The sequence below is a fragment of the Sulfitobacter sp. THAF37 genome (assembly GCF_009363555.1).
Classification (GTDB): Bacteria; Pseudomonadota; Alphaproteobacteria; order Rhodobacterales; family Rhodobacteraceae; genus Sulfitobacter.
In genome coordinates this window covers 1,539,132-1,558,829 of the sequence record NZ_CP045372.1, presented here as the reverse complement: position 1 = coordinate 1,558,829, position 19,698 = coordinate 1,539,132, and the positions used below count along the sequence as shown (strand labels likewise).

Here is a 19,698-nt window from a genome sequence, read left to right as displayed (position 1 = left end):
GGTTGGTTACGCGCCACGGATTTACAGCAGAACAGAGAGAACCCGACATGAATACCAAGCCCCAAGACCGCGTCTTGATCTTTGACACCACCTTGCGCGACGGCGAACAAAGCCCGGGCGCCACCATGACCCACGCCGAAAAGCTGGAAATCGCCAGCCTGCTTGACGACATGGGCGTCGACATCATCGAAGCCGGTTTTCCCATCGCATCCGAAGGCGATTTCAAGGCTGTCGCGGAAATCGCACGCCAGTCCCGGAACGCCGTGATCTGCGGGCTGGCCCGTGCCCAGCTGCCCGACATCGACCGCTGCTGGGAGGCGGTGAAACACGCGAAGCAACCGCGTATTCACACCTTCATCGGCACCTCGCCGCTGCACCGGGCCATCCCAAACCTGACCATGGATGAAATGGCCGACCGCATCCACGAGACCGTGACCCATGCGCGGAACCTCTGCGACAATGTGCAGTGGTCGCCGATGGATGCCACGCGGACCGAGTGGGACTACCTCAGGCGGGTGGTCGAGATCGCCATCAAGGCCGGTGCCACCACCATCAACATCCCCGACACGGTCGGCTATACCGCGCCGCGCGAAAGCGCCGATCTGATCCGCAGACTGATCGAGGAAGTCCCCGGCGGCGACGAGATCATCTTTGCCACGCACTGCCACAACGACCTTGGCATGGCGACGGCAAACAGCCTTGCCGCGGTCGAGGCCGGTGCGCGACAGATCGAATGCACGATCAACGGACTTGGCGAACGTGCGGGCAACACGGCGCTCGAAGAGGTTGTGATGGCGCTGCGCGTGCGCAACGACATCATGCCTTACGAAACCGGGATCGATTCGACCAAGATCATGAACATCTCGCGCCGGGTCGCGACGGTGTCGGGCTTTGCGGTGCAGTTCAACAAGGCGATTGTGGGCAAGAATGCCTTTGCCCATGAATCGGGCATCCACCAGGACGGCATGCTGAAGAACGCTGAAACCTTCGAGATCATGCGCCCCGAGGACGTCGGGCTGGCCGCCACCAACCTTGTCATGGGCAAGCATTCGGGCCGCGCCGCGCTGCGTGCCAAGCTCGAAGACCTCGGGTACGAATTGGGCGACAACCAGCTCAAGGACGTGTTCGTGCGCTTCAAGGAACTGGCCGACCGCAAGAAGGAAATCTACGAGGAAGACCTGATCGCGCTCATGCGGATCGCAACCGACCCGGAGGAGGACCGCATCGCGCTGGTCTCCATGCATGTGGTCTGCGGCACCGAGGGGCCGAACCAGGCCCGGATGACGCTGAATGTGGACGGTGCCGAGCAGACCACCGAACAGACCGGCGATGGTCCGGTCGATGCGGCCTTCAACTGCGTCAAGGCGCTGGTGCCGCATGACGCGCGCCTGCAGCTTTACCAGGTGCATGCCGTCACCGAAGGCACCGATGCACAGGCCACCGTGTCTGTCCGGATGGAAGAGGACGGGCGGATCGTGACCGGTCAATCGGCGGATACCGATACGGTGGTCGCCTCGACCCGCGCCTATATTCATGCGCTCAACCGCCTGCTGGTCCGCCGCGAGAAGGGCGGCAGCGACAAGCGCGAGGTCAGCTACAAGGACGTGTCCTGACCGGCATGGTACCGCATTGGCAAAGGGCCCCCGAGACACCTCGGGGGCCTTTTCCGTTCAAATGGCCGCTAGGTCGTGTTGCCATTCATTGTCGACCACCCGCGCGAGACGGATTTTGCCGCTGGCGCCCTGATGTGAGCGCAGCAATGTGATCATTGGAAGCGAACATCCGGGATGGCAGAGGCAAAATCCGCCGCGCCCCGAAGGGGTTTCGCCAAAATTGCCATTTCCGCGTTACAGCGTCCCGCCTTTACTTTAAAAATGAACCACGTCGCCAATGTCCCGAGAGCGCGTAGCGCGCAGGGTATTGGCGCTTCAATTTCAAGGCGGGGCGCGCAAAGAGAGCTTGAAATAGCTGGCTATTCCTTCGCTCTCTTGCCTGGAACTGAGCAATTTTGGACTGAAACGGCTGGGCGAAAATGAATGTCAACACGACCTAGAACCTGCGCCGCCCTGTGCAGTGGCAGGCGCAGCCCCTGCACCAGCGCCGTCTCGACCGCGGGCAGGGTCACGCCCGGTCTCGACATCAGTTTGCGACATTCCCCGACAAGCGCGCCGCGCATTGCCTCGACCAGCGCGGCATCGCTCAGCTCTGACCGCGTGATCTTGGCGAACCGGGCTTCCTCAAGGATCAGATCCTCGATCAGCGGGTCGATCACCGCGCCGCCACCGCCGGGATACCGATAATAGCCCACGCCGCCGCCCTTGCCCATGCGCCCCTCGGACACCATGCGCGGCAGGATCGGAACGGTGCGTTCCGGCCCCCGCGCCAGCACCTTGTCCAGCCCCAGCAGGTCCTGCGCCTCGCATGGACCCAGCTCAAGGCCCCAATCGGTCAGTGCGGTGTCCAGTTCCCACGGGTTGGTGTGACGGAACAGCAAATCCTCGCCCCGCCGCCAGAACACATCCTGCAAGGCTGAGATCAGTGTGTTCAGGTTCATGCCACCGGGTCGAGGAACTTGTGTTTCGCGATGGTGCTCAGCAGGTCGTTCAGCGACGAACTGACCGTGCGGTTCGATGTATTCACCTGCGCCTCCGCCAGACCGTAAAGCGGGCTGCGCGAGTCCAGCAGATCGCGCAGCTGTGCCATCGCGACGGGATTACCCTGCATCGGGCGCAAGTCGCCCTGGGCGCGCACGCGCTGCATGTGTTCCGGGGGGCTGGTGCGGATCCAGATGGTGTGAAACCGTTCCCGCAGCCGGTCGTAGGTTGCGGGCTGCGCCACCAGCCCCCCTGCGACAGCCAGGATCACCCGGTCGTGGATGGAGGAAATGCGGTCCAGCGCCTCGGCCTCCAACCGGCGATAGCCGTCTTCGCCGTAGAACGCCATGACCTCGGACAACGGCATGTCGACGGCGTTCCTGATATCCTCGTTCAACTCGACAAAAGGGATCTTCAGCGCCTCGCCTGCCAGCCGCCCCAGCGTCGATTTCCCCGCGCCGCGCAGACCGATCAGGCAGATGCGCCCTGCCCGCATCAGCGACGGATCACGCGGCGCAAGCAGAGCGCCGACCTCGTGCTGCACCGCGGGCGGGGCGCTGCGGTAGAGCGCGGCAAAGCGTTGCGCATCGTGGTCCGTGGGGATCTCATCCGCCAGCAGCGCCTCCACCTTCAGATCCAGCGCCGCCGCCACGCGCGACAGCAACAGGATCGAGATATTGCCCTCGCCTGATTCAAGCTGGGCAAGATAGCGCGGCGACACGCCGGAGCGTTCCGACAAAACCCGGCGCGGCACGCCCTTTTTCTTGCGCGCCGCAGCCACCCGTTCGGCCACCCGCGCGATCAACGCGGCGCCGGCGTCGTTTGATTGGAGCGTATCGGGCATGGCATCCGGACCTCTGAATTAAGGCAATATTTCGCAATGCGCCGCGAAATTCAACTCACCAAGGGCGATAAGGTGCATTATTCCGCACGAATATGCGGTTCGATGATGGCCCGGAGATCCGGTGGCACCGGCTGGCTCTTGAACTGGTCCGCAATGGTGAAAACGCAGGTGAACCGCCCTTCGAAGCACAGCTTGCCATCCTGCGAGCCGTTCACGGCAAAGCTGATGGATTTTTCTCCCAGCCGGGTCGGAAAGGTATCGCACATCAAGGTGTGGCGCGGGGTGACAGGGCTGCGGAACTCCATCGCGAGGCTGACAAAGGGCGTGCCGACGTTGCGGTCGATCTCCATCTGGAACCAGCCGTCGCCGCCCAGATGGGCCTCCCACCAGCCGTTGATCGCATCCAGGGCGAAATAGGGCAGCCGCGCGGTATAGGCGATGCGCGCCGGGTCGCAGTCGGCCCAGGTGACGTTGACCGGGTGGATAAAGGGGTCGGCCATCAATAGGTCTCCACGTGATACCGCCCGTCCTCGCGCATGGCATCGCGCAGCGCGGTCCACTGCTGGCCGAGGCTTTCGGCGATGGAGGTCATGGCGCGTTCCACCCCTTCCTCCATGCCGCGCAGACCGCAGATGTAAATATGCGTGCGGTCATCCTGAAGCAGTTCTGCCACCCTGTCCTGCTCGGCCAGGATGCGGTCCTGCACATATTCCTTGTCCCGGTCCGGCGCGCGCGAGAACACCAGATGCTGTTTCAGCAGGCTCTCCGGCACCTTCTTGAGCGGCCCGAAGTAAGGCAGGCTGTCGGGCGTGCGCGCGCCGAAGAACATGGTCATGCCCCCGGTGGCACCGCTGCGCTGGCGCTGCATGGTAAAGGCCCGCATCGGGGCGGAGCCGGTGCCGGTGCAGATCAGCAGCAGATGCGATTCCGCCGTGGACGGCATCAGGAAGGTGGCGCCAAAGGGGCCTGTGACCTCGACCTCGGCGCCCTGTTCCAGATCGCACAGGTAGTTGGAGGCAAGGCCCTTGTCCTCCCGCTTCACCGTGAGCGAGATATTGTGATAGCCCGCCCGCTCTCCGTCGCGGGGCGAGGAAATGGAATAGAGCCGGGGCAGATGCGGCTTGCCCTCTGCGTCCGTGCCGGGGGGAATGATGCCGACCGATTGCCCCTCCAGCACCGGAAAGGGCAGCGCGCCGGGGTCCAGTATGATGTGGCGCACGTCATGGCTGGGGTCCCTGGTCAGCGGGTTGTTGCCCTGCACCTTCATCTTTGCGGGCTTGCCCAGCGTGTACATGTTGACCGTGGGCTTGCCCGCGCTGAGCGGGGCCCTCGCCTTGCCACCCGCGCCCTTGTGCGCCTCTGCCAGCAGGGCGGCAATCGGATCGGCCGCTTCCTCGTCATCGCTGGCGGGGGCGGGGTCGATGTCTTCCTGTTCGGGCAGTTCGTCGAATTCGAACTGCTGTTCCAGCGTGTAGGGGGTCTGCACCACCCGCCATTCGTCGATGGAACCGGTGGGGCAGACGGGGATGCAATCCATGCAGAAGTTGCAGATGTCCGGGTCCACGACGACGTTGTTGTCGTCATGGGTGATCGCGTCGATCGGGCAGGTCATCTCGCAGGTGTAGCAGCGGATGCAGATTTCCGGGTCGATCAGGTGCTGCTTGACGGGTGTGTTCATATGCGCTTTCCCCTCCGGCCCGCTGCTTGGGCGGCATGTCCCTTTTATAGGAAAGGCGCGTGACAGGCACGCACCTCTCAAGATTGCCGTAAGGTGGGGTTGAAACCCACCCTGCCCTTCAGGCCATGTGCAGCTTCACGTATTCGAAATCGCCCGGCTTGTTGTCGATCCCGACCTTGGGCGCGGCGATCCATGAGGCGTATTTACCCGGCTCATAGCAGGGCACCATCAGCGACTGGATGTAGTCGCCGTCGGCCTTGGTCGGCAGCCATTCGTCGCGCCGCTTGTGCCATTCGTCAGCCGAGATGATGTTGCCATCGGGGTCCACCGCCACGGTGCTGAACACGCCGATCTGGCGATGGAAGCCTTCGTGCGGCAGTTTCAGTTCGAAATCCACGCCCGCCTTGGCGATCTGCTTGTTCCAGCGGCCCACGCCGCCTGCCGCATCGCGCACATAGTCGTCGCGCAGGCGCATGTTGATCGCGGTCAGGGCCGGGGCGTCCTCGGTGACGATCTTGCCGTCCCTGATCGACGTCACCGGATAGGTGTCGCCGGTCAGCTTGTGATCGTCGTCGATCCGCTGCTCCATGTACCGCCCCTTGATGCCGGAGTTGAAGGCATTGGCGGCGTTGGTCGATACCTCCTGCCCGAAAAGGTCCAGCGACAGGGTATAATGCAGGTTCAGCTTTTTTTGGATCGTGGGCAGGTCGATCACGCCCAGATCGCGGATCTTGTTGATGTCAGTGGGGTCGGTGATGCCATGTTTCGCCATCGCCTCCAGCGTCGCCTGGATGGTACGGCCCACGCCGGTTTCGCCCACGAACATGTGGTGCGCTTCCTCGGTCAGCATGAAGCGGCAGGTGCGCGACAGCGGGTCGAATCCGGACTGAGCCAGCGATTCCAGCTGCATCTTGCCATCACGGTCGGTGAAATAGGTGAACATGAAGAACGACAGCCAGTCCGGCGTTTCCTCGTTGAAGGCCCCCAGCATCCGCGGCGCTTCGTCAGAACCGGACGAGCGGACCAGCAGGTCGTCCGCCTCTTCCCGGCCATCGCGACCGAAATACTTTTGCAGCAGATAGACCATCGCCCAGAGGTGGCGGCCTTCTTCCACGTTGACCTGAAAGAGATTGCGCATGTCATAAAGCGACGGCGCTGTCAGGCCGAGGAAACGCTGCTGCTCGACCGAACCCGGCTCCGTGTCGCCCTGGATCACGATCAGGCGCTTGAGCATGTTGCGGTATTCGCCCGGCACTTCCTGCCAGGCGGGTTCGCCGTAATGTTCGCCCATGGGGATCTTGCGATCCTCGACCGCGGGGGCCAGCAGCACGCCCCAGCGGTATTCGGGCATCTTGACGTAGTCGAACTTGGCCCAGCCCTTGGGGTCCACGCTGACGGCGGTGCGCAGGTAGACCATCGATTCCTGGAAGTTCTGCGGGATCAGATCGTTCCACCAGTTGATATAGCCGGGGTGCCATTTTTCCAGCGCCTTGAGGACTTTCTTGTCCTGGCTCAGGTTCACGTTGTTCGGGATCTGGGTGTCATAGCTTACGTTGATCAGGTCGAGCATTGGTTTCCTCCTAGGGGGGCCAAAATTTTCGAAAATTTTGGGCCGGATTTTCTAAAAATCCGGGCCCGTCACACACGTTCCATGTCGTATTCGCCGCGCTGGCCGGTGCCGTAGCGTTGCAGCGCGCCGTCCGCGCCCACCGCGTTCGGGCGCTGGAAAATCCAGTTCTGCCAGGCGGTCAGTCGGCCAAAGATGCGGGTTTCCATGGTTTCAGGCCCGGCAAAGCGCAGGTTGGCCTCCATCCCGGTCATCGCATCGGGTGAAAAGCTGGCGCGTTCCTCCATGAACAGGCGCACCTCGTCTTCCCAGTCGATATCGTCGTAGGCATAGGTGACAAGGCCCAGCTCTTCGGCCTCGTCGGCCTCCAGCGCCGCGCCGATGCTGGATTTCAGTTTCTCCACCTGTTCGGGCGTGCCCAGAAACCGGGTGGCCAGCCGGGTCAGGTCATTGCCCATCGGATAGGTGCCGAAGTTGCCGTCGGTCATCGTCACCGTGGCGGTGTGGCGATTGTCGCCGTCGAATTCCTCAAGCATCATATAGCTGCGGTCCACGGCCCAAAGCAGTTCGGCGAGAGGTCCGGCAAAGCATGACCCGTGCTCGACGATTGCCACAAGGCTGCGCGATGTCATGTCGATCCGCTTGAGCACGCGTTTCCAGTATTGCAGCACCTCGTTGGCCAGCCAGTGATCCCTGTTGTCCAGCAGCAGTGCCTCGTGGGCCACGACCTGCTCGGGGTCGCCCTGGGTCTGGAATTCGATCAGGCCGAGTTCCTTTTCGTTGTTGCGCAGGTGCAGGATCGCGTCGTCCAGCTCGCGGGCGCAGCGCAAAAGCCAGGCCGCGGCGCCTTTGGCGGTGAATGCGTCCATGTCGGCGGGCGCGCCGTCTTCGGGCCCCTTGATCGTCACGGTCGCGCGGCGGCCTTCGGGGTGCAGGGCCACCTCGACGGTCGAGTAGGTGATCGCATCGTCCGAGAAGCTGCGGCTGATCGGCGTCAGTTCGATGCCTTTCTCGACATCTGCCTTGTCGGACGCCGCTGCCATCTCCCTGGCGCGCTCCGCGACTGTCTCGTCGAACCTGGAGTTGGGAATGACCTCGTCGACCAGCCGCCAATCCTTGGCGCGCTTGCCTTTCACCCCCTCCTCGATGGAACAGAAGACATCCGCCAGATCGCGGCGCACCAGGCGCTTGTCGGTCACGCGGGTCAGCCCGCCCGTGCCGGGCAGCACCGCCAGCAGAGGCACTTCGGGCAGGGCAACGGAGGACGTGCTGTCGTCGGTCAGCATGATGTGGTTGCACGCCAGTGCCAGCTCGTAACCGCCCCCTGCACAGGCCCCTTTGACCGCGCAGATGTAGTTCTGGCCCGAATCGGCCAGCGCCGCCTCGTAGGTGTTGCGGGTCTCGTTGGTGAATTTGCAGAAATTGACCTTGTGGCTGTGCGCCGCACCGCCCAGCATCCGGATGTTCGCGCCCGCGCAGAACACCTTGTCCTTGGCCGATTGCATCACCACGACCTTGACCTCGGGATGTTCAAAGCGCATCCGCTGGACCACGTCGGCCAATTCGATGTCCACGCCAAGATCGTAGCTGTTCAGCTTCAGCTCATAGCCGTCGAACAACCCGCCCTTTTCGTCCACATCCATGAACAAACGCGCCACGGGGCCCTCGTACTGCACCTTCCAGTGGCGGTATTTCGTAGGATCGGTCTGAAAGTCGATGATCTTGGTCATGTATGCCTCTTTAGGGGACCCAGTGGCCGCGGATGTATTATAGTACCAATTCGGCCGCCAATAACCAGCTTATTGGATCAAAAAGCGGCCAGGAATGCACTATATTGCATTTCCCTGCCTCTCCAGGCTCCGTCTTGTCTGCGCGACCAACTCCCGCAGCTCCGGGACCCGCAGTCCCAGGATCAGCGCGTCCGCATCGCAGCGCGCCAGATGCCCCGCCACCATGTTGCACAACCGCCAGGCCGCCCGGGGGCGGCGCATGGTGATCTTGAGCCGCGCATTGGCCAGCTGGATCAGCGCCTGGGTGATGTCCCGCTCCTGCGACCCTTCGGGCGTGCGCATCCAGACGGCCTCCAGCACTTCATGACACTCCCAGTAATAGCCCGCTTCGAAATAGGCGCGCCCCGCTCTCCACGCCTCGGTCCGGTGCAACTCTGCCACCGGGACCTCGCCGGTGACGCTGGCCTTGACGGGATCGAACAGGTCTTCGGGGTGACGCGGCGTCTGGCCGGGAACATAGGCATGCGGTGGCAGGTCGATGTGCCCGGGCCGTTCAGGCAAAGTGAACCTCTTCCCGCTCCAGCCGGTGCAGCCGGGCGCAGAATTCGACGATGGCCCCCTCGGTCTCTTCGGGACGTTCGAGATGCGGCGCATGTCCGCAGTCGTCCAGGATCAGCGTTTCCAGCGGCGCATAGATGCGCTGCTCGATCTCAGCGATCTGGGCCAAGGTCCCGTAGGGGTCGCGCCGCCCCTGGATGGCCAACACCGGGATGCGCCAGTGGTCGATGCAATCGGCGACGTTCCAGCGTTCAAACCCGGGATGGGTCCAGGCATCGTGCCAGCCGCGAAAGGCACCGTCCACGTCCGCATGATACTTTGCCAGACGCACGCGCAGATCACCGTCGCGGTAAGCTTCGCCCGCCGCGCGGATCGCCGCCAGCCCCTCCGGCTCGGTAAAGAAGTGCGGCGCAATCAGCACGAGCCCCCGCACCCGAAGATCGGAGACCGACCCGGCATAGATGGCCGCAATCGTCGCCCCGTCGGAGTGCCCCAGAAGCAGCGCCTGTTCGATCCCCGCAGCATCCAGCAATGGCCCCAGCACCTGGGTCGCTTCGCGGGTCTGGTAGTCCAGCGGGCGCGGCAGATCGGCAGGGTCCGATGCGCCGTAGCCCGCCCGCGCGTAGGCCAGCACGCCAAAGCCGGTAGCCGCCGCCAACCGGGACGGCAAATCGCGCCACTGCGCGATTGAGCCAAGGCCTTCGTGCAGCATCAACAGCGTCGGCGCCGCATCCGGCGGCGGACCCCAACAGGCATATTCCAGCCCCTGCCCCGCCACTGTCAGCTTCTGGTCCGGTTTCTCGCTCCATTCGATCGACATCAGCGCCCCTCTCTCAGCCTGAAACGCTGGATCTTGCCCGTCGCGGTCTTGGGCAATTCATCGACCACGTCGATCCAGCGCGGATATTTCCACTTTCCGATCTTTTCCTTGACGTGATCCTTCAGGATATCGTGGATCGTTTCCGCGTTCTCTCCGGCCTGCAACACGACGAAAGCCTGGGGTTTCTCCAGCCCGTCCGCGTCCCGCTTGGCAACAACCGCCGCCTCCAGCACCGCGGGATGACTGACCAGCGCGCCCTCGACCTCAAAGGGGGACAGCCAGATGCCGGACACCTTGAACATGTCGTCGGTACGCCCGCAATAGACCAGCCGTCCGTCGGCCCGTTTCTCGTATTTGTCGCCGGTCCGGGTCCAGATCCCCTCGAAAGTCCCGCGCGACTTGTCCCGCTGGTTCCAATAGCAGTTCGCGGCAGATGCCCCGTTGACCAGCAGCTCTCCGATCTCGCCCGGGGCGACCTCTTCGCCATCTTCGCCCACCAGTCGCAGCGCGTACCCCGGCACGGCGCGACCGGAGGTGCCATAGACGATGTCGCCCGGCACGTTCGACAGAAAGATGTGCAGCATCTCGGTCGATCCGACCCCATCCAGGATGCTGACACCGGTGTGTTTCTCCCAGCGTTTCCCCACCTCTTCGGGCAGTGCCTCTCCGGCCGAAATACAGATCCGCAACGGCGCGTCGGGCGCACCGGTGCTGTTCATCTGTGCCACCATACCGGCAAACAGCGTCGGCACCCCGCAAAAGATCGTGGGTCTGTGCGTGTTGATCGTGTCGATCATTGCCGGCGGGGTCGGTCTGCCGGTGTACAGGATCACACTGGCCCCGACCGACAACGGAAAGGTCATCGCGTTCCCCAACCCGTAGGCGAAAAAGAACTTGGCCGCCGACAACACCACATCGTCCTCTCGAATGCCCAAGACCTCGGCCCCGTAGGTGTCCGCGGTGGCACGCAGGGCGGAATGCACATGCGCCACGCCTTTCGGCTGCCCGGTCGATCCGGAGGAGTAGAGCCAGAAGGCGACTTCGTCGCTGCTGACGGGGATCGTGTCCTGCGCGGGCGCGTCGGCGATGAAGGTGGCGAAATCAGTCGTGTCATCGGGCGCATCGCCGATCACCACCACCTGCCGCAGATACGGATTGTCGCGCACCGCCGGTGCCACGGCCTCCCACAAGGGGGCAGAGACAAAGAGGATCGCGGCACGGGAATCGCGCAGGATCGCATCGTAGACGGGGGTAGCCAAAAGAGTGTTGAGCGGGACCGGGATGATACCGGCCTTCAGCGCGCCCCAGAAGATCTGCGGAAACTCGATCTGGTCCAGAACCAGCATCGCCGCGCGCTCCTCGGGGCGGATACCGGCACGGGTCAGCGCCCCGGCCACACAGGACGCGCCGCCCGCCATGTCGGAATAGCTCAGGGTGCGTCCGGTTTCCGCCTCGGTATAGGCGATCTTGCTTCCCCGGCCCTCGGCGATATGGCGATCGACGAAAAAACGCGCGGCATTCGCTTGTGTTGACAGCATCCGTTCCTCCCGAAGTCACCACATGGTGCAGCTTAGTGCCGCAATCGCAAGCTTGACCGGAGAAAGATGCACTTTACTGCATCAAAGCTGGCGAACCGTCCGCCTATGTCAAAAGAAACAGGGTGATGCTGGGGAAGGCCACCAGCAGGATCACACGCACAATATCGGAGCCGACAAAGAACATCACGGCCTTGTAGGTCTCCTTCATCGGGGTGTCGCGGTCCATCGTGTTGATGATGAACAGGTTCATCCCGACGGGCGGCGTGATCAACCCCACCTCGACCACGATCAGCACCAGGATGCCGAACCAGATCGCGACGTGCTCCGCGCTCATCCCGAAGTCCATGGCCGATATCACCGGAAAGAAGATCGGGACCGTCAGCAGGATCATCGAAAGGCTGTCCATCAGGCAGCCGAAGATCAGGTAGAAGAGCAGGATGATGCTGAGCACCAGCAACGGGCTGAAGCCCTGTGTCACCACCCAGTCCGCCATGAACTGGGGCACCCCCGACAGGGCCAGAAACCCGTTGTAGAAGCCCGCCCCCAGCACGATGAAAAAGATCATCGCGGTGGTCTTGGCGGTGCCCAGCAGGCTGTCGCGCAGCACCGCCCAGTTCAGGCTGCCGGACAGCAGGGCGACCAGCCCGGTGCCCGCGGCGCCGATGGCGGACCCTTCGGTCGGGGTGAACCAACCCAGATAGATGCCGCCCACGACAATGAAGAAGATCACCAGCACCGGCCAGGTGTCGGCCAGCGCGCGGAACCGTTCGGCCATTGGGACGGCAGGGCGTGTGCCGGCCGCTTTGGGGTATAGCCGGACGTAGATTGAAATGGTGATGACATAGCCGATCGCGGCCAGCACACCGGGGATGAAGGCGGCCAGGAACAGTTTGGCAATATTCTGTTCGGTCAGGATGGCATAGATCACCAGGATCACCGAGGGCGGGATCAGGATGCCCAGCGTCCCGCCCGCCGCCAGTGTCGCGGTCGAAAAGCCTCCGGAATAGCCGTAGCGGCGCAATTCCGGCAGCGCGACCTTGGACATCGTCGCCGCAGTGGCCAGCGAAGACCCGCAGATCGCGCCAAAGCCCGCACAGGCCCCGACCGCCGCCATCGCGACCCCGCCCCGCCGATGGCCGAGGAAGGATTCAGCCGCCTTGAACAGCGCAGCCGACATGCCCGACAGGGTCGCGAACTGGCCCATCAGCAGGAACATCGGGATGATCGACAGCGAATAGCTGGAAAAGGTCGTGTAGGTTTCGGATTTCAGCTTGGCCAGCAGCGGTGTCGGGTTGCCCCCCATAAAGAAGTACCAGCCGCCAAAGCCGCAGAGCATCATCGCGAGCCCGATGGGCGCCCGCAGAAACACCATCAGCAGCAAGACCGGGAAGGACCAGAACCCCAGTTCGAGACCGCTCATCTCAGTGCTCCCCGAGGTCGGTGGGCAGCAGGTCGCGCCCCTGTACCGCCACCATCACGCGCATCGTGGCGCACCAGACCGCGACGATGCAGGCGACAATCCCGGCGGCAAAGCTGCAGGCATAGGCCCACCAGACCGGAAACTGCAGGAACAGGGTTGTTTCGCCATTGCCATAGTACCGTTCCAGCCCGCCGAACAAGCGCCAGATCAGCAGCACGATGACGGCCGTGAGGACAACTTCCCAAAAGGCGGCGATCCACCGGTTGACCCGATCCGGCAGGCCAGAGGTAAAGATATCGACGGTCGCATGGGCCCCGAAGAGCTGACAGATCGGCAGGAACGAGAAAATGGCAAAGGCTACGCCAGCTTCCAGCAATTCGTAGCTGCCATTGATCTCTCCCACCCCGAGGTCGAGCAGGAATTGCGACAGCCCCGTCAGCGCCGTGTCGAAGAAATCCGTATGCAGAAACTTGTTCAGAGACCGCCCGACGATCGACAACGTGGTCAGCACGATCAGCGCCAGCAGGACGAAACCGCCCAGAATGGCGGTGGCACGGGCCAGGGCGTGGACAAGTCGACGCATCCGCGAGAACCTTTCGGTAGAATAGTGCAAAAAGCTGCCCCGCAATAGCGAGGTTGCGGGGCAGCCGAATGCGCGGGTCTTTACTGCTGGTAAGCGTCCATCAGCGACTTCGCTTCGTCGATCAGCGCCTGGCCGTCGATGCCCTTGTCCTGCATGTCGGCGACCCACTCATCGTAGATCGGCTGTGCCGCGTCACGCCAGACGGCGGTCTCCTCGGCGTTCAGGGTGACGATGTTGTTGCCCGCATCCACGGCGGCCTGCCGGGCGGGGCCATCCGAATCCGCCTGCGTGCCGCCGGCAAAGATCGAGAACTCCAGCCCGGAATTGTCGTCGATAACCTTCTTCAGGTCGTCCGGCAGGCCCTCGTACCGGTCCTTGTTCATCGCCAGTACGAACGTCAGAGTGTAAAGTGCGCCGTCGAATTCGGTGTGGTTCTTCACCAGCTCCGGCACCTTGAGGGACGCAGTGACCTCCCACGGGATGGTGGTGCCGTCGATGACGCCCTTGGACAGGCCTTCGGGAATGGCGGGAACCGGCATGCCGACCGGCGTCGCCCCGGTGACTTCCAGCAGGCGGTTCACCAGGCGCGACCCACCGCGGATCTTCATCCCCTGCATGTCGTCGGGTGAGCGGACTTCCTTGTTTGCATGGATCAGACCGGGGCCATGAACCCAGGTGCCCAGGATGTGGACGTCCTTGAACTCGGTGTCCTTCATGTGCTTCTCGAACATCTGCCAATAGGCCGAAGAGGCGGCGCGCGCATCGTCCACCATGAAGGGCAGTTCGAACACCTCGGTCGAGGGGTAGCGCCCCGGCGTGTAACCCACGACGGTCCAGACCACATCGGCCACGCCATCAATGGCCTGGTCCATCAGTTCGGGCGGGGTGCCGCCCAGCTGCATGGAAGGATAGCGTTCAACCTTGATGCGGCCGCCGCTGTCTTCCTCGACGCTGTCGGCCCAGACGTCCAGCACCAGCTTCGGCACATTCGCCTGCGGCGGCAGGAACTGGTGGAGGCGGAGGGTCACATCCTGCGCCATGGCCGTGGTCACGGTGAACGCGGTTGCAAGCGCCGCACCCGCGGCCCCCAGCAGGGTTCTGCGAAACATCATTGGTCTTCTCCCTATCATGATTCCCGACCTCGCCCTTATTGCCGGACGATGGCGGAATTTGAATGCCATAAGATCAGACATTACAGGTCTATCGCCGTCAACAAGGGGTTGCGGCCAAGCTGAGCAATTCATGAAAAAAGCGGGCGGCTGTCCCGATTTCGGCATTATATTTCCGGTTGCGCCCTGACGGGCCGCGCCCCTTATCAGGCGGCGTCGGGTCATGCGACGGACAGGGAAATGGTGGCGTTAGGTGGACTTGAACCACCGACCTAACGATTATGAGTCGTTCGCTCTAACCAACTGAGCTATAACGCCATGAGCGCGTGGACTATGCCAGCCCACAGCCCCCGTCAAGCATAAATCCGCGATCTGTCGCCTTCATCGGCGAACCGGCCCGATCCGGTGATCATCACCGGCCCCACGCGAGACAGGCAAGACGCAGAAGGCGCCGACACCAGTGCTGAATGCCTGCGCTAGTGCAGCCCTTGAAACTAAATCCAATCGGATCACGTACCTTCCCATACCGTAACAGACACCCAATGGGGAATCAGATATGAAACCGATCAAACTGACACTGGCCGCTTCTGCCCTCGCACTTTCGGTCACAGCGGCTTTCGCGCAGGACAACCCGATGGTGGGCGGCGCAGAAATGTTCGCAGACCGCAATATCGTTGAGAATGCCGTGAACTCGGCGGATCATACCACCCTCGTTTCCGCCGTGCAGGCGGCCGGCCTGGCGGAAACGCTGTCCGGCCCCGGCCCCTTTACCGTATTTGCGCCGACAAACGAAGGATTTGACCGCCTTGAGGAAGGGGCCGTCACCACATTGCTGGAGCCCGCCAATCGTGAACAACTGACCCAGACGCTGACCTGCCATGTGGTCGACGGGGTGGTCACTGCCGAGGCGCTGACCGGCATGATCGAAGCGGGTGGCGGCAGCCATGCGATCCCGACCTTGGGCGGTTGCACACTGACAGCTTCTTTCGCTGATGACGGTCGTGTGCTGATCGTCGATGAGAACGGCAATGGTGCGTTTGTCACCATCCCGGATGTGAACCAGTCCAACGGGATCATACACGTGATTGACGGCGTGATGCTGCCCAAGCAGTAACGTTGACCATAGTTTGCTAGATTGCCCCCCGCAGCCCGGTTGCGGGGGGTTTTGGGTAGGCAGCGCCTGTCGCGCTTGACCTGACGGTCCTGCTGGCACAGCATGGGGCATGACACCCGGAAAGGCATATCTGGACAGCGACACCATCCGCGGGCTCGCCGCCCGGTCGGACCTCATGGGGGCTTGGCTGGTCCTGCACTGCTGGGGTGTGATCGCCGGGGCTGTCGGCCTGTTCGCGCTATGGCCGAACATCCTGACCGCCCTTCTGGCCGTCGTGCTGATCGGCTCTCGCCAGCTGGGCCTCGCCATCCTGATGCACGAAGCGGCACACAATGCCCTTTTCAAGACCCGCCGGATCAACGAATTCGCGGGGGAATGGCTGTGCGGGCGGCCGATCCTGGCCGAGCTGGCCAGTTACCGCCACTATCACCTGACCCATCACCGCCACACCCAGACCGACAAGGACCCCGACCTGGTGCTGTCGGCCAAATTCCCAACTTCTCACGCCAGCCTGCGCCGCAAATTCATCCGGGACCTGACCGGGCAAACCGGCGCGCGGCAATTGATCGGCCAGATCATGATGTCCCTGCGCCTGGCCGGGGACGACGACGCGATCGAGGCGGCCAATCAGGATGCCGCGCAGGCATTCAAAGCGCGGGACCTGTGGAAATCATTGCCGGTATTTGCGGGCGTTGCGCTGGTGATGAGCATTGCCGGAGAATGGTGGTACGGCCTCGCGTTCTGGATACTGCCCTACCTCACGTGGTTCCAGCTGGTTCTGCGCATCCGCAACATTGCCGAACACGGTGCAACCGAACAGTCCGAGAATCCCTTGCAGAATGTTCGCACCACCCGCGCGGGCCCCATCGCCCGTGCGCTGGTTGCGCCCTACTGGGTCAACTACCACCTTGAACATCACATGGTGATGCACGTCCCCTGCTGGCGGCTGCCCGAGATGCACGAAGCTCTCTGCAAGGCCGGGCTTGGCGGCCGTATGCGCGTCTCTCCCAACTATGGCCATGCCCTGGCCGAGGCCGGCTGGTAGGTACGGCCCGTACCGGCCAGCTGAAACCCGGCTTCAGTGCGCCGGTGCGGTCACGGCGTCCAGCAACGTGCGGCCGCCGTCGATCACCATGATCTCTCCGGTCATGAAGGCCGAACTGTCCGCCGCCAGAAACTGCACCGCCTCGCAAAGCTCGTTCGGAGAGGCGATGCGCCCAAGCGGGGTGTTTTTGCGGATGTCGTCGCGCCATTCGCGATTCTCGGCCACTGCTGCCCGCAACGAGGCGCTCATCACGCTGCCGAAAGAGATCGCGTTTACCCGGATCCGGTGCTGCGCCAGCGACAGCGCCATGGACCGGGTCATCTGCTGCACGGCGGAGGCCGCGATGGCATAGCCCATCAGCTCGGGCCGGGTCTGCTTGGACGCGGTCGAGCAGAGGTTGATGATCGACCCCACCTGCCCCTTGGCCTCGGGGTCGGCCTGTTTGATCATTCTTCGGGCGACCGCCTGCGTGAGCCGCAGCGCCGTCATCAGATTCTGTTCCAGCAGCGTCTCGACCGAGGTGTCTTCGACGTCCAGCGCGTCGGAGGTCAGGACCTGCCGCGAGGCATTGACCAGGATATCCACCTGATCGAAAGCGTCGATCGTGGCAGAGATCAGGTTGGCGATGGTCAGGCGCTGGCGCAGATCGCCCGCGAAAACGCGGATGTTGCCGTCGTCAGGCTCGCTGCCCAGCTCCTTGATCAGTTGCTTTTCGTCGGCATCGGCACACATGACATTGGCCCCCGCATCCGCGAGGTGGCGGGCGATGGACAGGCCGATGCCGTTGGCGGCACCCGTGACGATCGCGGTCTTGCCGGTTATCGAAAAAGACATCGCTTTCCCTTCTCAGATCCGATCAGCGCCGGGCCGACCGCACGGGTCTGGACGCATGAAACAGTTTGAAACGCGCATCCCCGCCCAGTTCCTCGACATGGTCGAAGTTCTTTTTCAGCTCTGCCTCATACGGCAGATGGCGGTTCGCCACCATCCACAGATTGCCGTTTGGCTGCAAGAGCCTTGCCGCCGCGGCGACGAAAGCCTGGCCGATCTGCGGCTCGGCGGCGCGGCCCTGATGGAATGGCGGGTTCATGACGATGCTGTCCATCCGGTGCGGCGGCGCCCATTTTGTGGCGTCCTCCCAGTGGAACTTGGCACGGTCGTCGGTGACGTTGTGACGCGCGCATTCCAGCGCACTGTGGCCGGCCTCGACCAGGTGCACCGTCTTGACGCTTTCGCGGGTCAGCACATGCGCGGCCAGAAACCCCCAGCCCGCGCCCAGATCCGCAACTTCCGCCCCCAGCTTGGCCGGCAAGGCATCGACCAGCAGCGCCGAGGCAAGATCGACCGCATCGGCCGAGAACACCCCCGGCGCCGTCCAGAACCCGCCCGGCGTCTGCGACGGCACTTCGGCCCAATCGGCGAAAAAATCGCTGGCCGCGGCGTCGATCCAGAACAGTTTGCCATGCGCCTTTGATATCGGGCCGTTCACTGTGACCCGGGCTTTCATCTCGCGAAATATGGAATCGATGCCCTGCGTTTTCTGACCGTCGATCACGACAACCCCGTCGCAGGTGCCACAGGCCGCCGCGATCAGGGCACGAGCCTCGGATTTGGCGCGGGGCAGGCAGACGATGGCGGCGGCATAGCGGTCGCGGATCATCCGCACCGCAGTATATCCGCGCGCTTCCCAGGCATCGAAAACAGGTTTGAAATCCTGTACGATATGACAGCGATCACGGTCGATCCCGGGCAGCTGCGCGTCCTCGGGGGGCCGGAAAACGGCGATCTGCCCCTCTTCCGGCAGCTCAAGCCCGCCTTGAAGAGCCAGATCCAGACGTGCGTCAATCACACGCTATTCTTCTTTTTCCATCGTGCACTGCAACGGATGCTGATGCCGACGCGCGAAATCCATCACCTGTGCGACCTTGGTTTCCGCGATCTCGTGGCTGAAGACCCCGACCACGGCCAGCCCTTTCTTGTGGACCGTCAGCATGATCTCGAACGCCTGCGCATGATTGAGCCCGAAGAATCGCTCAAGCACATGCACGACGAACTCCATCGGTGTGAAGTCGTCGTTCAGCAGCAGCACCTTGTAGAGCGGCGGCCGCTTCGTCTTGGGCTTGGTCTTGGTCAGCAGATCGGTCTGACCGTCATCGTCCGACCTGTTCGCCATCATGTATTCGTCAGGGCGCATTGCTGCTCCGGCAGGTTGCTGTGCGTTGTGAGTCGTGTGTGGGTGTATATAACCTGTTCGCGTTACGAGAAAAGAGGCAGCTTGGAAATGTCCACGCCATTGACCACCATCGGTTTCGACGCCGACGACACGTTATGGCAGAACGAACAGTTCTTTGCCCTCACGCAGGACCGCTTTGCGGAGCTTCTGGCCGACCACGCCGACAAACCGGATCTGATGGACCGCCTGACCGAGGCGGAAAGGCGCAACATTTCGCATTATGGTTTTGGGATCAAGGGGTTCACCCTGTCGATGATCGAAACCGCGATCGAGATCACCGACGGCAAGGTGCCAGCCACGGTGATCGGCGACATCCTCGATGCGGGTCGCGATATGCTGTCCCATCCGATCGAGCTGCTGCCGGCCGTCGAGGACACGCTTGAGCTGCTGCGGAGCGACCATAAGCTGGTGATGATCACCAAGGGCGATTTGCTGGACCAGATGCGCAAGGTCGAACAATCGGGCCTGCGGGATCGATTCGATGCGATCGAAGTGGTCTCGCACAAGACACCCACCGAATATGCCGACATCTTCGAGCGTCACGGCACCGGCGCGGATCAGGGGATGATGGTGGGCAATTCAATGGCCTCGGACGTTTTACCGATGCTGGAAGCGGGCGGCTGGGGCGTGCTGGTGCCGCATGGGCTGACCTGGGCGCTGGAACACGCCAAGGCGCCTGAGAACCACCCGAGGTTCGCGGAAATCCCTGATCTTTCGAAGCTGCCCGATCTCATCCGGCGGTGCAAATCGGCGAGCTGAGATGCCATCAGGACGCAGTCCTTGGAAAAAGGCATTTCCGCCCAGCTATCGCCACATTTTCGCCTTAATGGCCCCTATTGTGGCGCCATTTTAGGTTGCCGCTAGA

General features: G+C 62.8%; 19 protein-coding genes and 1 tRNA gene. 4 read left to right on the top strand and 16 right to left on the bottom strand.

Features of this window, described 5'->3' with window-relative positions:
- Nucleotides 1-47 precede the first annotated feature (47 nt).
- Complete coding sequence (locus FIU94_RS07725) at nucleotides 48-1,613, top strand: 2-isopropylmalate synthase (RefSeq protein WP_152465227.1); 1,566 nt, start codon at nucleotides 48-50, stop codon at nucleotides 1,611-1,613.
- A 359-nt stretch (nucleotides 1,614-1,972) separates the two neighbouring features.
- On the opposite strand, the gene FIU94_RS07720 is transcribed toward FIU94_RS07725, so the two are convergent.
- The 13 genes from FIU94_RS07720 to FIU94_RS07660 form a co-directional block, all read right to left on the bottom strand.
- Nucleotides 1,973-2,554 carry a 3-hydroxyacyl-CoA dehydrogenase family protein gene (locus tag FIU94_RS07720; protein ID WP_152465226.1) on the bottom strand — a complete coding sequence of 194 codons (582 nt, stop codon included), beginning with the start codon at nucleotides 2,552-2,554 and terminating at the stop codon, nucleotides 1,973-1,975.
- The gene (locus tag FIU94_RS07715) at nucleotides 2,551-3,438 is read right to left on the bottom strand and encodes a helix-turn-helix transcriptional regulator (protein WP_152465225.1); all 888 of its coding nucleotides are present in this window, start codon (nucleotides 3,436-3,438) and stop codon (nucleotides 2,551-2,553) included. Before FIU94_RS07715 ends, FIU94_RS07720 begins: the two co-directional genes overlap by 4 nt.
- Before the next feature lie 77 nt (nucleotides 3,439-3,515).
- Nucleotides 3,516-3,938 carry a thioesterase family protein gene (locus FIU94_RS07710; RefSeq protein WP_152465224.1) on the bottom strand — a complete coding sequence of 141 codons (423 nt, stop codon included), beginning with the start codon at nucleotides 3,936-3,938 and terminating at the stop codon, nucleotides 3,516-3,518.
- Nucleotides 3,938-5,116 carry a benzoyl-CoA 2,3-epoxidase subunit BoxA gene (boxA, locus tag FIU94_RS07705; RefSeq protein ID WP_152465223.1) on the bottom strand — a complete coding sequence of 393 codons (1,179 nt, stop codon included), beginning with the start codon at nucleotides 5,114-5,116 and terminating at the stop codon, nucleotides 3,938-3,940. Before boxA ends, FIU94_RS07710 begins: the two co-directional genes overlap by 1 nt.
- 118 nt (nucleotides 5,117-5,234) lie before the next feature.
- Nucleotides 5,235-6,686, bottom strand: a complete 1,452-nt coding sequence (gene boxB, locus FIU94_RS07700) for a benzoyl-CoA 2,3-epoxidase subunit BoxB (RefSeq protein ID WP_152465222.1) — start codon at nucleotides 6,684-6,686, stop codon at nucleotides 5,235-5,237.
- 68 nt (nucleotides 6,687-6,754) lie between these two features.
- Complete coding sequence (gene boxC, locus FIU94_RS07695) at nucleotides 6,755-8,413, bottom strand: 2,3-epoxybenzoyl-CoA dihydrolase (RefSeq protein ID WP_152465221.1); 1,659 nt, start codon at nucleotides 8,411-8,413, stop codon at nucleotides 6,755-6,757.
- Between the two features lie 99 nt (nucleotides 8,414-8,512).
- Nucleotides 8,513-8,974 (bottom strand): DUF309 domain-containing protein, encoded by a 462-nt coding sequence (locus FIU94_RS07690; RefSeq protein ID WP_254702633.1) that lies wholly within the window; start codon nucleotides 8,972-8,974, stop codon nucleotides 8,513-8,515.
- Entirely contained in the window at nucleotides 8,967-9,791 is an 825-nt protein-coding gene (locus FIU94_RS07685; protein ID WP_152465220.1) for an alpha/beta fold hydrolase, read from the bottom strand. Before FIU94_RS07685 ends, FIU94_RS07690 begins: the two co-directional genes overlap by 8 nt.
- A complete protein-coding gene (locus tag FIU94_RS07680) occupies nucleotides 9,791-11,329 on the bottom strand; it encodes a benzoate-CoA ligase family protein (RefSeq protein WP_152465219.1) in 1,539 nt (512 codons plus the stop codon). The genes FIU94_RS07685 and FIU94_RS07680 overlap by 1 nt, the downstream gene beginning before the upstream one ends.
- 103 nt (nucleotides 11,330-11,432) lie before the next feature.
- Nucleotides 11,433-12,749: a TRAP transporter large permease gene (locus FIU94_RS07675; RefSeq protein WP_152465218.1), complete on the bottom strand. Its 1,317-nt coding sequence runs from the start codon at nucleotides 12,747-12,749 to the stop codon at nucleotides 11,433-11,435.
- Between the two features lies 1 nt (nucleotide 12,750).
- A complete protein-coding gene (locus FIU94_RS07670) occupies nucleotides 12,751-13,332 on the bottom strand; it encodes a TRAP transporter small permease (RefSeq protein WP_152465217.1) in 582 nt (193 codons plus the stop codon).
- 80 nt (nucleotides 13,333-13,412) lie between these two features.
- A complete protein-coding gene (locus FIU94_RS07665) occupies nucleotides 13,413-14,444 on the bottom strand; it encodes a TRAP transporter substrate-binding protein (RefSeq protein WP_152465216.1) in 1,032 nt (343 codons plus the stop codon).
- Nucleotides 14,445-14,682: 238 nt separating this feature from the next.
- Nucleotides 14,683-14,759, bottom strand: a tRNA-Met gene (locus FIU94_RS07660).
- A gap of 238 nt (nucleotides 14,760-14,997) precedes the next feature.
- Here FIU94_RS07660 and FIU94_RS07655 point away from each other — a divergent pair.
- Together FIU94_RS07655 and FIU94_RS07650 are read left to right on the top strand one after the other, a co-directional pair.
- On the top strand, nucleotides 14,998-15,555 hold the full coding sequence (locus FIU94_RS07655) for a fasciclin domain-containing protein (RefSeq protein WP_152465215.1): 558 nt from the start codon (nucleotides 14,998-15,000) through the stop codon (nucleotides 15,553-15,555).
- Nucleotides 15,556-15,664: 109 nt separating this feature from the next.
- Nucleotides 15,665-16,600: a fatty acid desaturase family protein gene (locus tag FIU94_RS07650; RefSeq protein ID WP_152465214.1), complete on the top strand. Its 936-nt coding sequence runs from the start codon at nucleotides 15,665-15,667 to the stop codon at nucleotides 16,598-16,600.
- Nucleotides 16,601-16,633: 33 nt separating this feature from the next.
- On the opposite strand, the gene FIU94_RS07645 is transcribed toward FIU94_RS07650, so the two are convergent.
- Genes FIU94_RS07645 through clpS form a run of 3 tightly spaced genes read right to left on the bottom strand, consistent with a single transcriptional unit; the run spans nucleotide 16,634 to nucleotide 18,794 of the window.
- A complete protein-coding gene (locus FIU94_RS07645; RefSeq protein WP_152465213.1) occupies nucleotides 16,634-17,434 on the bottom strand; it encodes an SDR family NAD(P)-dependent oxidoreductase in 801 nt (266 codons plus the stop codon).
- A gap of 22 nt (nucleotides 17,435-17,456) precedes the next feature.
- Nucleotides 17,457-18,449, bottom strand: coding sequence for a class I SAM-dependent methyltransferase (locus FIU94_RS07640; protein WP_152465212.1), 993 nt, complete (start codon nucleotides 18,447-18,449; stop codon nucleotides 17,457-17,459).
- Between the two features lie 3 nt (nucleotides 18,450-18,452).
- Complete coding sequence (gene clpS / locus FIU94_RS07635) at nucleotides 18,453-18,794, bottom strand: ATP-dependent Clp protease adapter ClpS (protein WP_152465211.1); 342 nt, start codon at nucleotides 18,792-18,794, stop codon at nucleotides 18,453-18,455.
- Nucleotides 18,795-18,881: 87 nt separating this feature from the next.
- On the opposite strand from clpS, the gene FIU94_RS07630 reads away from it, so the two are divergent.
- The gene (locus FIU94_RS07630; protein WP_152465210.1) at nucleotides 18,882-19,592 is read left to right on the top strand and encodes an HAD family hydrolase; all 711 of its coding nucleotides are present in this window, start codon (nucleotides 18,882-18,884) and stop codon (nucleotides 19,590-19,592) included.
- The last annotated feature ends 106 nt before the right edge of the window (nucleotides 19,593-19,698 follow it).

Coding starts and splice junctions, on each gene's coding strand:
- boxB (WP_152465222.1), bottom strand. CDS start 6,686: ATGCTCGACCTGATCAACGTAAGCTATGACACCCAGATCCCGAACAAC.
- FIU94_RS07645 (WP_152465213.1), bottom strand. CDS start 17,434: ATGTCTTTTTCGATAACCGGCAAGACCGCGATCGTCACGGGTGCCGCC.
- boxA (WP_152465223.1), bottom strand. CDS start 5,116: ATGAACACACCCGTCAAGCAGCACCTGATCGACCCGGAAATCTGCATC.
- FIU94_RS07715 (WP_152465225.1), bottom strand. CDS start 3,438: ATGCCCGATACGCTCCAATCAAACGACGCCGGCGCCGCGTTGATCGCG.
- FIU94_RS07680 (WP_152465219.1), bottom strand. CDS start 11,329: ATGCTGTCAACACAAGCGAATGCCGCGCGTTTTTTCGTCGATCGCCAT.
- FIU94_RS07630 (WP_152465210.1), top strand. CDS start 18,882: ATGTCCACGCCATTGACCACCATCGGTTTCGACGCCGACGACACGTTA.
- boxC (WP_152465221.1), bottom strand. CDS start 8,413: ATGACCAAGATCATCGACTTTCAGACCGATCCTACGAAATACCGCCAC.
- FIU94_RS07670 (WP_152465217.1), bottom strand. CDS start 13,332: ATGCGTCGACTTGTCCACGCCCTGGCCCGTGCCACCGCCATTCTGGGC.
- FIU94_RS07650 (WP_152465214.1), top strand. CDS start 15,665: ATGACACCCGGAAAGGCATATCTGGACAGCGACACCATCCGCGGGCTC.
- FIU94_RS07710 (WP_152465224.1), bottom strand. CDS start 3,938: ATGGCCGACCCCTTTATCCACCCGGTCAACGTCACCTGGGCCGACTGC.
- FIU94_RS07725 (WP_152465227.1), top strand. CDS start 48: ATGAATACCAAGCCCCAAGACCGCGTCTTGATCTTTGACACCACCTTG.
- clpS (WP_152465211.1), bottom strand. CDS start 18,794: ATGCGCCCTGACGAATACATGATGGCGAACAGGTCGGACGATGACGGT.
- FIU94_RS07685 (WP_152465220.1), bottom strand. CDS start 9,791: ATGTCGATCGAATGGAGCGAGAAACCGGACCAGAAGCTGACAGTGGCG.
- FIU94_RS07720 (WP_152465226.1), bottom strand. CDS start 2,554: ATGAACCTGAACACACTGATCTCAGCCTTGCAGGATGTGTTCTGGCGG.
- FIU94_RS07655 (WP_152465215.1), top strand. CDS start 14,998: ATGAAACCGATCAAACTGACACTGGCCGCTTCTGCCCTCGCACTTTCG.
- FIU94_RS07675 (WP_152465218.1), bottom strand. CDS start 12,749: ATGAGCGGTCTCGAACTGGGGTTCTGGTCCTTCCCGGTCTTGCTGCTG.
- FIU94_RS07665 (WP_152465216.1), bottom strand. CDS start 14,444: ATGATGTTTCGCAGAACCCTGCTGGGGGCCGCGGGTGCGGCGCTTGCA.